Origin of the sequence: Rouxiella sp. Mn2063, assembly GCF_049319665.1 — a bacterium.
GTDB lineage: Bacteria > Pseudomonadota > Gammaproteobacteria > Enterobacterales > Enterobacteriaceae > JBMOUD01.
On the sequence record NZ_JBMOUD010000008.1, the window covers coordinates 128,846 to 141,728 of the forward strand.

11 protein-coding genes are annotated in these 12,883 nt (G+C 50.3%); 3 read left to right on the plus strand and 8 right to left on the minus strand.

From position 1 onward, the window contains the following. Positions 1-11: 11 nt before the first annotated feature. Positions 12-884 carry an extracellular solute-binding protein gene (locus tag ACL9RG_RS13495; protein ID WP_422793237.1) on the minus strand — a complete coding sequence of 291 codons (873 nt, stop codon included), beginning with the start codon at positions 882-884 and terminating at the stop codon, positions 12-14. A 260-nt stretch (positions 885-1,144) separates the two neighbouring features. Next, positions 1,145-5,038, minus strand: coding sequence for a phosphoribosylformylglycinamidine synthase (gene purL, locus ACL9RG_RS13500; protein ID WP_422793238.1), 3,894 nt, complete (start codon positions 5,036-5,038; stop codon positions 1,145-1,147). A gap of 278 nt (positions 5,039-5,316) precedes the next feature. Here purL and mltF point away from each other — a divergent pair, with 278 nt between their 5' ends. After that, positions 5,317-6,819: a membrane-bound lytic murein transglycosylase MltF gene (gene mltF, locus ACL9RG_RS13505; protein WP_422793134.1), complete on the plus strand. Its 1,503-nt coding sequence runs from the start codon at positions 5,317-5,319 to the stop codon at positions 6,817-6,819. 27 nt (positions 6,820-6,846) lie between these two features. Here mltF and tadA read toward each other — a convergent pair whose 3' ends face one another. Beyond that, positions 6,847-7,362: a tRNA adenosine(34) deaminase TadA gene (gene tadA / locus ACL9RG_RS13510; RefSeq protein ID WP_422793135.1), complete on the minus strand. Its 516-nt coding sequence runs from the start codon at positions 7,360-7,362 to the stop codon at positions 6,847-6,849. A 227-nt stretch (positions 7,363-7,589) separates the two neighbouring features. Between tadA and yiaY the strand changes: the two genes are divergently transcribed. Continuing rightward, complete coding sequence (yiaY, locus tag ACL9RG_RS13515) at positions 7,590-8,741, plus strand: L-threonine dehydrogenase (RefSeq protein ID WP_422793136.1); 1,152 nt, start codon at positions 7,590-7,592, stop codon at positions 8,739-8,741. Positions 8,742-8,824: 83 nt separating this feature from the next. Here yiaY and yfhb read toward each other — a convergent pair whose 3' ends face one another. Both yfhb and murQ read right to left on the minus strand, forming a co-directional pair. Next, positions 8,825-9,463, minus strand: coding sequence for a phosphatidylglycerophosphatase C (yfhb, locus tag ACL9RG_RS13520; RefSeq protein WP_422793137.1), 639 nt, complete (start codon positions 9,461-9,463; stop codon positions 8,825-8,827). 65 nt (positions 9,464-9,528) lie between these two features. Beyond that, entirely contained in the window at positions 9,529-10,422 is an 894-nt protein-coding gene (murQ, locus tag ACL9RG_RS13525; protein WP_422793138.1) for an N-acetylmuramic acid 6-phosphate etherase, read from the minus strand. Positions 10,423-10,659: 237 nt separating this feature from the next. On the opposite strand from murQ, the gene ACL9RG_RS13530 reads away from it, so the two are divergent. After that, on the plus strand, positions 10,660-10,920 hold the full coding sequence (locus ACL9RG_RS13530; protein WP_422793139.1) for a YfhL family 4Fe-4S dicluster ferredoxin: 261 nt from the start codon (positions 10,660-10,662) through the stop codon (positions 10,918-10,920). 25 nt (positions 10,921-10,945) lie between these two features. Here the strand turns inward: ACL9RG_RS13530 and acpS are convergent, their stop codons facing one another. From acpS to recO, 3 genes are all read right to left on the minus strand, one after another. Beyond that, complete coding sequence (gene acpS / locus ACL9RG_RS13535) at positions 10,946-11,326, minus strand: holo-ACP synthase (RefSeq protein WP_422793140.1); 381 nt, start codon at positions 11,324-11,326, stop codon at positions 10,946-10,948. After that, complete coding sequence (pdxJ, locus tag ACL9RG_RS13540) at positions 11,326-12,057, minus strand: pyridoxine 5'-phosphate synthase (RefSeq protein WP_422793141.1); 732 nt, start codon at positions 12,055-12,057, stop codon at positions 11,326-11,328. Before pdxJ ends, acpS begins: the two co-directional genes overlap by 1 nt. Before the next feature lie 88 nt (positions 12,058-12,145). After that, a complete protein-coding gene (gene recO / locus ACL9RG_RS13545) occupies positions 12,146-12,883 on the minus strand; it encodes a DNA repair protein RecO (protein ID WP_422793142.1) in 738 nt (245 codons plus the stop codon).

Here is a 12,883-nt window from a genome sequence, read left to right on the forward strand (position 1 = left end):
ATGCTTAAGAATTAAATTTTAGGGCCTTTCGGCGCGTTATAGCCATTGTCTTGCAGGGTTTTCTGTCCTGCCGGGCTTAACATGTAGTTGATAAACGCTTTACCAGCAGCTGGATTCGGGGCATTTTTCAGAACCGCGGCATAGAACACCAGCGGCTGAGTATGCAGCACTTTATCTTTGCCCTGCGCATCCTTAATGCTGAAACTGACCGTGTCGTACCATTTAGCAGACATATCAGGATTACTGAGGTTTATCTCATCAGGCAAGGTAATGTATGGCAGTTTTGCCGAGCGAGTCGCACTTTCATAACCAGAAGATGCATCGATTTGTCCCGCTTCAAGACGCGTTAATAATCCGCCTTCGGCCAAAACCTGCTGCGGATTGTTGATGCTTCCTAAGATCTTCATCGCAAGACCCGGCTGCTGATAATATTTTTCAGCCAGCATCAGCGTAAAGATAATGTTTTGCCCCTGTGGATCGACAGCTGCCTCGGTACGGCCAAAATGCAGCCCCGGCGTTTGCAGAACTTTCCACCAAGGCTCTGCGCCCGGCTTACCTGCTTTTATCGCTTCAAATTGTTGGGCATATTTACTTTTCGGGTTATAGGCAATCACCATCCGCGTACTGGCGACTGGTATAGCATTATCAACCAGCCCAGCTTTCTGCAGTACTTCAATCGGACCTGGGGTGATGGAAACAAAAACGTCGGCCACGACTTTTTTAGAGGCCAACAGACGTGCCATACCGTAAGCGCCTTCCCCCTGCCCTTGATAGGTCACTTGCTGCTGCTGTGCAAAATCTGGCCCTAAATGTTTATCCATCACCACACCCATTGAACCGGCGTAAGTGACTCGGATATTGCCCTCAGCATAGGCTGTATTCATTCCTAAACTACAAAGCGTCAGGGTACCAAGTAACAATGAGGAAACCATTGAGCGCATATTGTTTGTTGTTGTTTTCACATTAGTCTCGTCGATATATAAAATAATACATAACGATAGTTTTTCTACGGTGGGGAGATCAATCACTATTGATGGATTAAATGTAATAATCGATGAGGCTCGCAAAAAAATAAAAAAATCCGCAGGCTTGCGCGCTGCGGATTTGGCTGTCTCTTTACCTATTTAGCTCGCTAAATAAAGGCTTAACCCAACTGCTTACGAGCGTTACGGAATATACGCATCCACGGGCTATCTTCGCCCCACTCTTCCGGATGCCATGAATTACTGACGCTGCGGAATACGCGCTCTGGGTGTGGCATCATGGCGGTGACACGACCAGAAAGGTTGGTGACTGCCGTAATACCGTTTGGCGAACCATTAGGGTTAGCCGGGTAATTTTCGGTCACGTTGCCACGGTTATCAACAAAGCGCAGCGCCACTAAATTAGCGTGCTCCAACTGTGATAAATGCAGAGAGTCACGCACTTCAACATGACCTTCACCATGCGATACGGCAATTGGCATACGTGAACCGACCATTCCCTGCAATAGCACAGATGGACTGGAGGTCACTTCCGCCAAGCTGAAGCGAGCTTCAAAGCGGTCAGACAAGTTACGAACAAAGCGCGGCCAGTGCTCAGCGCCTGGGATCAGCTCTTTCAGGTTAGACAGCATCTGACAGCCGTTACACACGCCGAGCGCCAAGGTTTGTGGACGGTGGAAGAAGTCGAGGAACTCATCACGTACACGTTCATTGAACAGCACTGATTTCGCCCAACCTTCACCCGCACCCAATACATCGCCATAAGAGAAGCCGCCGCAAGCAACCAACGTATGGAACTCTTGCAGGTCACGACGCCCTTCCAGCAAGTCGCTCATGTGCACATCTACCGCGTCAAACCCGGCGCGATGGAAAGCAGCCGCCATTTCAACTTGCGAGTTAACGCCCTGCTCACGCAGAACCGCAACCTTCGGACGTGCCTGAGTGGCGATATAAGGTGCCGCGATATCTTCCGCCGGCTCGAAGGTCAATTTGACGTTCAGGCCCGGATCGCTGTCATCTTTCTTAGCCTGATGTTCGCTGTCTGCGCACTCTGGGTTATCACGCAGGCGCTGCATCTGCCAGGTAGTTTCTGCCCACCAGGTACGCAGCGTGCTACGGCTTTCGCTATAGACCGTTTTCTCGCCTTGAGTGATGACGAAGTGGTCGCTCGATTCAACACCACCCAGCACATGAGAACACTCTGCCAGACCAAATTTCGCCAATGTTGCCTGCACAGCAGCAACATCGCTGGCACGAACTTGAATAACCGCGCCCAGTTCTTCGTTAAACAACGCCGCCAGTGCATCGTTACCCAACGCGCTGATATCCACATTAACGCCGCAGTGACCGGCAAAGGCCATCTCAGCTAAGGTGACCAGCAGGCCGCCGTCGGAACGGTCGTGATATGCCAGCAATTTCTGCTCAGCGACCAGCGCCTGCATAGCATTGAAGAAGCCAGCCAGATGATCGGCATTGCGAACATCGGCAGGGACACTGCCCAGTTGGCGATAAACTTGTGTCAGTGCCGTCGCACCCAATGCGTTATGACCAAGACCCAGGTCAATCAGCAGCAATGCGCTGTCGCCTTTGTCAGTACGCAGTTGTGGCGTCACGGTACGGCGCACGTCTTCAACGCGCGCAAACGCAGTGATCACCAATGACAACGGCGAGGTCATCTCACGCTGTTCATTGCCTTCCTTCCAGCGCGTTTTCATCGACATGGAATCTTTGCCCACTGGGATAGTAATGCCCAGTGCTGGACACAGTTCTTCACCCACGGCTTTCACTGCGGCATACAAGCCTGCGTCTTCACCCGGGTGGCCGGCTGCAGACATCCAGTTAGCAGAAAGTTTCACACGTTTGAGGCTACCAATTTGTGTCGCCGCAATATTGGTCAGCGATTCACCGACAGCAAGACGGGCAGAGGCGGCGAAATCGAGCAGCGCGACCGGCGCACGTTCACCCAGTGACATCGCTTCGCCGTAGTAGCTATCGAGGCTGGCGGTAGTCACCGCACAGTCAGCAACCGGGATCTGCCACGGTCCAACCATTTGATCGCGCGCTACCATACCCGTGATGCTACGGTCACCGATGGTGATCAAGAAGGTTTTCTCAGCAACTGATGGTAAATGCAATACGCGGTGTACCGCATCGGCAATTGAGATAGTTTCGGTCTGTAAGGTATCGCCTGTTGCCTTCAACGTTTTCACGTCACGGGTCATTTTCGGCGTTTTACCCAGCAGCACATCCAGCGGCATATCAATTGGCTGGTTGTCGAAATGGCTGTCTTCTAAGGTCAAATGCATCTCTTCGGTCGCTTCGCCGATCACCGCGTACGGCGCACGTTCACGCTTACAGATAGCATCAAATTGCGCCAGTTTCTCAGGCGCAACAGCCATAACATAACGCTCTTGCGATTCGTTACACCAGACTTCCAACGGGCTCATGCCCGGTTCATCGTTAAGAATGTCACGCAGTTGGAAACGACCGCCACGCTCACCATCGCTCACCAGCTCAGGCATAGCGTTAGACAAACCGCCTGCGCCGACGTCGTGGATAAACAGAATCGGGTTATCTTCACCAAGCTGCCAGCAGCGGTCGATCACTTCCTGACAGCGGCGTTCCATCTCTGGGTTATCACGCTGTACGGAAGCAAAATCCAAATCCGCATCTGATTGGCCTGAGGCCATGGAAGACGCCGCGCCACCGCCCAAACCGATGTTCATCGCCGGGCCACCAAGGACAATCAACTTAGCGCCAACGCTGATTTCACCTTTTTGTACGTGGTCAGTACGGATGTTGCCAATACCACCGGCCAACATAATTGGTTTGTGGTAGCCACGCAGTTCAGGGCCGTTGTGGCTGTTAACTTGCTCTTCATAAGTACGGAAGTAGCCAAGCAACGCTGGACGACCAAACTCATTGTTAAACGCAGCGCCACCAAGCGGGCCATCAGTCATGATATCCAGTGCGGTAACAATGCGCTCAGGCTTACCAAAATTCTCTTCCCACGGCTGTTCAAAGCCAGGGATACGCAAGTTAGAAACGGAGAAGCCCACCAAACCGGCTTTCGGTTTAGCACCACGTCCGGTTGCGCCTTCATCACGGATTTCACCGCCGGAACCGGTCGCCGCGCCCGGCCAAGGAGAAATGGCCGTCGGGTGGTTATGGGTTTCTACTTTCATCAAGATATCAGTTTGTTCCTGATGGAAATCGTAGATACCGTTTTCGGCATTAGCATAGAAGCGGCCAACCTGAGAACCTTCCATCACTGCCGCGTTGTCTTTATAGGCAGACAGCACGTGGTCAGGGGTTTGCTCAAAGGTATTTTTAATCATTTTGAACAGCGATTTAGGCTGTTGTACGCCGTCGATAACCCAATCGGCGTTGAAAATTTTATGGCGGCAGTGCTCAGAGTTGGCCTGCGCAAACATATACAATTCGATATCGGTTGGATTGCGACCTAAATGAGTAAAGGCATTCATCAAGTAATCAATTTCATCACTTGCTAACGCCAGTCCTAATTTGGTGTTGGCCTGTTCCAACGCCGCGCGCCCTAAGCCAAGGATATCAACGTGTTGTACCGGGGCTGGTTGGTTCTGTACAAACAGCTTTTCGGCGTCTTCAAGACGAGAGAAAACCGTTTCCATCATGCGGTCATGTAGCATCGCGCCCAGCGCTTGCCATTGTGCTTCGCTTAGGGAATCTGCCTGCACATAAAAGGCTAAACCGCGCTCTAAACGACGCACCTGAGACAAACCACAGTTATGAGCGATATCAGTAGCTTTAGAAGACCATGGAGAAAGCGTACCCGGGCGAGGCGTTACCAGAAGCAGGCGGCCTGTTGGCGCGTGTTCGGCAAGAGAAGGACCATATTTGAGCAGGCGTTGTAACTTGGTGTGTTCATCGTCACTCAGCGGTGCGCTGAGGTCGGCAAAGTGTACATACTCGGCATAGATATCGTTAACTGGAAGCTGTGCTTCCTGACAACGGGACAGCAGTTTGTTAATGCGAAAAGCCGACAAAGCGGGCGAACCACGCAGTATTTCCATAATCAAATATCTCTCGTCTTTGAAGCCACGGACCGTGCGAGCTTCATTGGGCGCAACAAGGGGGAAAACGCGGCCTATTATAGAGAATCCTTGAGTCTGACGAAACCGTTTGCGTGAGGAATATTTATAATTGCTTTGTCCACACCATTGTCATGGAGATATGTTAATAAAGTTGCAGCCCGGCGTTTTGTTGAGCAAAATGCGTCGGCACCGGGATTTTACCCCCACTTATAACACCAGATATGTTCACTATAAAAACAGCGCCATTCTGAGATAACTATTTGACGCGCATAAAGATTACCTATTTCATCGTCGGTCTCATCACCCTGCTTTTAGCACTGGCCCTGTGGCCGAGTGTTCCTTGGCATCGTGGTTCTGGAGACCAATTACAGAACATCCTTTCGCGAGGTGAGCTGCGCGTCAGCACGCTTAGTTCGCCGCAAACTTTTTTTAATGGGCAGGATGGCGACCCAGGTTTTGATTATGAGCTAACCAGCCGCTTTGCCGAGTACCTCGGTGTGAAACTGGTACAGATCCCACACAAAAATATTGATAGCCTATTCCACGACCTCGATACCAATAAAGCCGATATTCTGGCTTCTGGGCTTATCTATAATAATGAACGTTTGAAAGATTACCGGGCAGGCCCAGCCTACTACACGGTATCGCAGCAGTTACTCTATCGTCTCGGTTCTTACCGCCCTAAAAGTTTGGCGGATATTAATGGGCCATTGATGATCCCCGATGGCAGCGCCCACATCGATGCACTCAATAAAGCCAAAGAAAAGCTGCCTCAGCTTTCCTGGGAGGCAACCGATCGCTACTCGCCTCGAGAAATGATGCAGCAGGTGGCGGATGGCAAACTTAGCTATACCATGGGAGATTCTGTCAACGTCGCGTTGCTGCAACGAATTTATCCTCGATTAGCCGTAGCGTTTGATGTGACCGAAGATGAACCTGTGACCTGGTATTTGAGTCAAGCTTCAGATGATGACAGCCTCTATGCCGCCATGCTGGACTTCTTCAGCAAAATATCCGCAGACGGAACCTTAGAACGACTAGAAGAAAAGTACCTCGGCCATGTCGGCGGCTTTGATTATGTCGATACGCGCACGTTCTTAAGCGCTATTGATGCCAAACTGCCTTTCCTGCAGCCGCTATTTGAAAAATATGCCACCGACATAGACTGGCGTCTGTTGGCCGCTATTTCTTATCAAGAATCTCATTGGGATCCATTGGCAACTTCGCCGACCGGCGTGCGCGGGCTAATGATGCTAACCCGCGCCACAGCGCAAGGGCTTGATGTTAACGATCGCTTAGATGCAGAACAGAGTATTCGCGGCGGTGCGCTTTATCTCAATAACCTGATACAGAGTTTGCCAAACACTATCCAAAACGATGACAAAATCTGGTTCGCTTTAGTGGCTTACAATATGGGATACGGGCATATGCTCGACGCCCGCCAACTTACTGCGGCACAGAAAGGCAACCCCGACAGTTGGGCCGACGTCAAACAAAGACTGCCATTGCTCAATCAGAAACGTTATTACAGCCAGACAACCTATGGCTATGCCAGAGGTACACAAGCCTTTAATTACGTAGAAAATATTCGTAAATATCAGATAAGCTTGGTGGGATATTTGATTGAGAAAGATCGGCAAAAAGAACAGCAAACTGCATTAAAATCTCAGTTTGGCAGTGCCTATCCTGCGGTACCGGCTAGCGAGGTGCTAGGGCACTCGTCAGTGTCTTTCCCATCATTAATTATGCCGACGCCACATTAAGCAAAGAAGCCGAAGCCTAGTTTGTTTTCAGAGGTTACCTTCGCTAAGGCGTCGTGCCAGTTTTAGCGCCTTATGCTGACTACGGCGCATCTTGAAGAACGCACTTAACATGCCGGAGCACTCTTCATGAAGCACACCGGAGACGATCTCAATCTGATGATTCATCCCTGGATGGCGCAATATATCCACCAGCGATCCGGCCGCACCGGTTTTCATATCAGCAGCACCGTAAACCAGTCGACGAATGCGGCTATGAATCATCGCTCCCGCACACATCACACAAGGCTCCAGCGTCACATATAATGTGGCATCAAGCAGCCGGTAATTCTGTACCGCAACCCCGCCCTGTCGCAATGCCATGATCTCGGCATGTGCGGTAGGATCGTGACCGCAAATTGATCGGTTCCAGCCTTCACCAATAACTTGATTATCTAAGACTAATACCGCGCCCACCGGTACCTCGCCTTCACCTTCCGCGCGCTGTGCCAATGTTAATGCATGTTGCATCCAGTATTCGTCACTATATTGCTCTACCACTGTCACCTCAGCTTATTCTCAACGGCCAGTATCATACACTGAGCAACGCATCAGCCCCAGAGTGAACGCAGCAAAATATCCCAAGGTTCTCATTAATCCGTAGGTTATCAGTTGGTATATTCTTAATTGAAATATTGTTATACAGAGCAATATTGCGCCAGATCAAAGGGCTGATTCAGCAACAAGAATAGGATATTCATGTCCCTCATAACGATGAGATCAAGGAAAATATTATGGCGACCTCTACCTTCTTTATTCCTTCTGTTAACGTCATTGGTTCTGGTGCATTAAATGATGCGGCAGATGCTATTGCTCAACACGGCTTCCATCATGCATTGATTGTTACTGACCGCGTGCTGTTCGATATTGGTGTTGTCGGTCAGGTGCAGTCAATGTTGGCCGAGCGCAATGTAAAAAGCAGCGTGTATCACGGTACCAAACCTAATCCAACTACGCGTAATGTGAGTGAAGGCCTGGAAATCCTGCATGCTAATCAATGCGACTGTGTTATCTCACTTGGCGGCGGTTCTCCGCACGATTGTGCGAAAGGCGTTGCGCTGCTGGCAACTAACGGCGGTGATATTGCAGATTACGAAGGGGTAGATCGCTCAGCAAAACCACAACTACCGCTGATATCTATTAATACTACGGCAGGTACCGCCTCCGAAATGACGCGTTTTTGTATCATTACCGATGAACAGCGCCACATCAAAATGGCAATCGTCGATAAAAACGTCACGCCATTAATGTCCGTTAACGATCCTCATCTGATGGTTGGCATGCCGAAAGGTTTAACTGCCGCAACGGGTATGGACGCGTTAACTCATGCTATTGAAGCCTATGTTTCCAGCGCCGCGAATCCAATTACTGATGCCTGTGCATTAAAGGCCGTCAATATGATTGCTCATTCGCTGCGCCCGGCCGTTGATAACGGCCAGGATATGGTCGCCCGTGAAAATATGGCTTACGCGCAATTCTTGGCAGGAATGGCCTTCAACAATGCTTCATTAGGCTATGTTCACGCTATGGCACACCAGCTCGGCGGTTTCTATAACTTGCCGCACGGCGTATGTAACGCCGTCCTGTTGCCGCATGTACAGGAATATAACGCCCGTCTGGCTAGCCCACGTTTGAAAGATATTGCTAAGGCAATGGATATTCCGGTTGACGACATGAGTGATGCACAAGGCGCGGCAGCCTGTATCAGCGCTATCCGCCAACTGGCGCATGACGTCGGCATTCCAGCAGGTTTGGCAGAATTACAGGTTAAAGAAGAAGATTTCGATACGCTAGCAACCAACGCCTTAAAAGACGCCTGTGCATTGACCAACCCAATTCAGGGAACACATCAGGATATCGTTAACATCTTTAGAAAAGCCATGTAAGTCAGTACTGACATAGCAATATGAACAACAAAGGCCGAAAAATCGGCCTTTGTTGTGTCAGAAAGACAGGATAGAGATATCGCTTACTCAAGCTGTTGCAGTTCACCTGATTTACTCACGCGAAAGCGGTGCTCGCAGAAAAACAACAGCGGATTATCTTGCTTACTGTCACTGTAACCGCTGTAGAGTTGTAAAGGTGCCCCCAACCGCTGTTGCAGTTGCACCACCTTCTCTTCTCCCAGACAGCGTAATGACAATACCCAACCGCCGCGTTTACGATTAATACGGCTACCAATCAGATTAACCTGCGCCAGAAATGGTGATGAATGATAAACCTGCTGCACCAAGTGCTCTGGTGAGCCGGTAATCAGCCATATATCCGCATCACCCGCTGCCAGATAATCCCGTAAACGCTTCTGTACCACCGGAAAACCCACCACTTTTTGACGAAAACGCACCACGAAATCCGACTCGAGCGCCTTCAAGTGCTTTTCACTATGGCCAAAGGTTATCGACCATAGCAGTAAGCTCATCGGCCAGCGCGTCGCACGCCCTGCTAAGATCAGGCCAGCCACGATAATCGGCAGCATCGGCACAACGAGCAGCAGGTTTTGCGGCATTTTCCACAGCAGAAAACGTAAGAAGCTTCCCAGCATATCTTGCTGATGTAACGTGCCATCCAGATCAAAAAAGACGATCCGACGATCTTCCTTAATGCTCAATGTGATGCTCCTTGGGATCGATGAGCCCGTTATTCAGTTAAGCGGCAACTCAGGTGAATATTAGATCAACCAGCCAGCGCTGCGCGCAAATATCCGTGGTGCTTATCCAAACGCTGCTGCGCTTGATCGGCGGGGATATCAGCCAAAATCATCAGGATAGCGGGTTTCACTTCAAATCCGGTTTGTTGTAACGCGTTCTCGGCATCATCACGCGTTGCCCCCGTTGCCTCAACCACGATGCGGCAAGCGCGATCCACCAGTTTTTCATTGGTGGCTTTCACATCCACCATCAAATTTTGATAGACCTTACCGAAACGTACCATCGCGCCAGTGGAGATCATATTGAGGATCAGCTTTTGCGCCGTACCGGATTTTAGTCGCGTAGAGCCGGTTAACGCCTCTGGGCCAACCAGCGGTGAAATCGCCACTTGCGCTTCACGCGCAATCGGCGAATCAGGGTTACAAGAGATAGCCACCGTGGCACAACCAAGTCCCCGCGCATAGCGCAGTGCGCCAATCACATAAGGCGTGCGCCCGGAGGCGGCTAATCCGACAACGGTATCCGCGGCAGTCAGATTAATGTTTTTTAGATCTTCAGCCCCTAAAGCTTCATTATCTTCAGCGCCTTCTACCGCCTTAAGCAACGCCCCCGGCCCACCGGCAATCAATCCCACGACCATATTATGCGAGACGCCAAAGGTCGGTGGACATTCCGAGGCATCCAGAACGCCTAAGCGCCCGCTAGTACCTGCACCAAGATAGACTAATCGTCCAGACGCTTTAAAAGAAGCGGCGGCCAACTCCACCGCCTGCGCCACCTGAGGCAAAACGTCGCGAATTGCCAAAGGCACTTTGCTATCTTCATTATTAAAGCAGGTAACCATTTCCAACGAGGACATCTCATCGAGTCCGTAAGTTGCAGGATTACGGGTTTCAGAAACCAGTGCGCCTAAATTCATTATTGCCTCAAGCGTATTCAAGTCGATATTAGGGTTGATAGTTGAATATTTTATCGGTTAATGCGAGTTTTTTCGCGGTAAGCCAGCGTCATTTCCGAAGAATACAGCCGCAAATAGCCTGTAGATGAAAGGATTGATCAAGATCAGACTAACTCAGGATTATCACACGAGACAGATTTTATCCTGCCCGGCTCTGCTATAATCCGCGCCCTGATAAATCATCAAGAGAACATACTTATGGCGCTGCTAATCACCCACAAATGCATCAACTGTGACATGTGCGAGCCAGAGTGTCCGAATCAGGCAATTTCGATGGGGGATGAGATTTATCAGATTGATAGCGACCGTTGCACCGAATGCGTCGGCCACTACGAAACGCCGACCTGTCAAAAGGTGTGCCCAATTAACAACACCATTTTGATAGACCCAGCGCATAGGGAAACTAACGAGCAACTGTGGGACAAGTTTGTCGTGCTGCATCATGCTGCGCAAATTTAGCCAAGATACAGCACAAGAAAACTGATTAGTTCTCGATAATGACCGTCGCACACGCATAGTGTCGTTCATCAGCCAGCGTCACATGAACCGCTTTGACACCAAACCCTTCGGCCATTTCAGCGGCTTTACCATGGAATATTAGGTTGGGTTTCCCCAACGCATCATTGACCACTTCAAACTGCTCAAAGGCCAGACCATTGCGGATACCGGTGCCCAAAGCCTTAGCAGCCGCTTCTTTAACCGCAAAACGTTTAGCCAAAAAGCGAACCGGCTGCTGGTGCTGCTGATAAATCTGCCACTCATTGTCACTGAGAATACGTTTGGCTAAACGATCGCCGTTGCGTTCCACTACCGCTTCGATACGAACGATCTCGACAATATCGGTTCCCAATCCAACAATAGCCATTAGCGACGCGCTTCTCGCATCAGGATTTTCATTTCACGCACTGACCCGGCTAAACCGTCAATCACCGCCTGACCAATAATCGCGTGGCCAATATTGAGTTCGTGCATTTCTGGCAACGCAGCAATTGGCTGAACGTTATGATAATTCAGGCCGTGACCCGCGTTAACTTTTAAGCCTTTTGAGGCCGCATACGTTGCTGCATGCTTGATACGCTCAAGCTCAGCTTTAATTTCTAACGCAGTTGTGGCTTCAGCATAAGCACCGGTGTGGATCTCAATATAAGGGGCACCAACCGCCACAGCAGCGTCAATCTGGCGCACATCAGGATCGATAAACAGTGAAACTAGGATGCCAGCTTCTGCTAAACGAGAAACCGCAACGGTCATTTTATCGAGTTGCCCCGCTACATCCAGGCCACCTTCAGTGGTGACTTCTGTACGTTTTTCTGGCACCAGACAACAAAAATGTGGCTCGATCTCACAAGCGATACCGATCATTTCGTCGGTGACCGCCATTTCCAGGTTCATACGAGTTTGAATGGTTTCGCGCAGAATACGCACATCACGATCGGTAATATGGCGACGATCTTCACGCAGGTGCACGGTGATACCATCGGCTCCCGCCTGCTCAGCAATAAAGGCAGCCTGAACCGGATCCGGATAAGCAGTGCCACGAGCATTACGTAATGTCGCAATATGATCGATATTCACGCCGAGTAATAAGTCAGCCATAAAAACTCCAGATTAAGGTTTGCGTAGTTGAGGGCAATGCAGGCAGTTTACACCGACAGAGGCGGCAACGGGTAGGCCACAGCGTAAATTAGCTGGCAGAATTATCGCTAGGTGCGACCGGCTTTTTTACCTGAAATTGGCGGAATAGCTCACGGCTTTTTAGCGGTTTACCACCGAGATAGGGCTTGAGTGCCATGCGGGTAAAGCGTTTCGCGGCACGTAGGGTGAGCGCATCAGGAAACTCGCGGCTGGCCAACGCTTTTAAGTCACGGCCGGTGAAGCTGGTATTGTCGATAACCACGCTGGCAATAAAGCCTTTTTCTTCACGATAACGATAGGTCATATCATCGCTGACTTCTTCGCCGCTGCCTGCGCAATGTAAAAAATCAACGCCGTAACCGAGGTAGTGCAACAAGGCCAATTCAAACTGACGTAATGCATGTTCTGGCGTTACCGTTGCCGCCGCCAGGTTTTGCAAACAGTGTAGATAATCGAAAAATAGCGAGGAGTAATTGCTTTCTTGCTCGAGCACACGCGAGAGTAATTCGTTGACGTAAAGCCCGCTGTAGAGCATTAACCCGCTGAGAGGAAGTGCCAGAGAAACCGCTTCAGCGTTGCGCAGAGTTTTGACTTCCCCTCGCCCGCTCCAGCGTACTAATAATGGAGTGAAAGGCTGCAAGCAGCCTTTCAGATTAGAGCGGCGGCTACGCGCACCTTTTGCCAGTATGCGTACCCGCCCTTGCCCTTCAGTGAATAAATCCAGCATCAAGCTGGTTTCACTGTAAGGTCGCCCATGCAAGACAAAAGCGCGTTGCCAGCCTTCCAC

Coding starts and splice junctions, on each gene's coding strand:
- acpS (WP_422793140.1), bottom strand. CDS start 11,326: ATGGCTATTGTTGGATTGGGAACCGATATTGTCGAGATCGTTCGTATC.
- pdxJ (WP_422793141.1), bottom strand. CDS start 12,057: ATGGCTGACTTATTACTCGGCGTGAATATCGATCATATTGCGACATTA.
- yiaY (WP_422793136.1), top strand. CDS start 7,590: ATGGCGACCTCTACCTTCTTTATTCCTTCTGTTAACGTCATTGGTTCT.
- ACL9RG_RS13495 (WP_422793237.1), bottom strand. CDS start 884: ATGAATACAGCCTATGCTGAGGGCAATATCCGAGTCACTTACGCCGGT.
- murQ (WP_422793138.1), bottom strand. CDS start 10,422: ATGAATTTAGGCGCACTGGTTTCTGAAACCCGTAATCCTGCAACTTAC.
- ACL9RG_RS13530 (WP_422793139.1), top strand. CDS start 10,660: ATGGCGCTGCTAATCACCCACAAATGCATCAACTGTGACATGTGCGAG.